Genomic DNA, 238 nt, shown 5'->3' on the forward strand with positions numbered 1-238 from the left:
ATACGCATACAGGTTGAGACCATCACCACGATACTCGTCCTCTTGCGTGAAACGGGCAATGACCGGATTGTAGAACCTTGCACGCAGGTAGTATTGCTGCGTGATCGCGTCGAACTGCTCGCCCGCGTAGCGGAAGCGGTTCGGAATGCTCTCTGTGGCAGATACCGTCTGGCCGAAGGCATCGTACTCATAGCTGTTCAGGATGCTCCCGAGACGGTTCGTGATGCGCACAACATCT

The 238-nt window shown here is 55.5% G+C and carries 1 protein-coding gene; it reads right to left on the reverse strand.

All coding sequences use genetic code 11. The features are described 5' to 3' along the window. Positions 1–231, reverse strand: a 231-nt coding sequence (locus BBG47_RS31360) for an RHS repeat-associated core domain-containing protein (protein ID WP_368072474.1), incomplete at its 3' end; no start/stop codon positions are given. Positions 232–238: the final 7 nt, after the last annotated feature.

Source organism: Paenibacillus sp. KS1, assembly GCF_001680695.1.
Classification (GTDB): domain Bacteria; phylum Bacillota; class Bacilli; order Paenibacillales; family Paenibacillaceae; genus Paenibacillus_B; species Paenibacillus_B suaedae.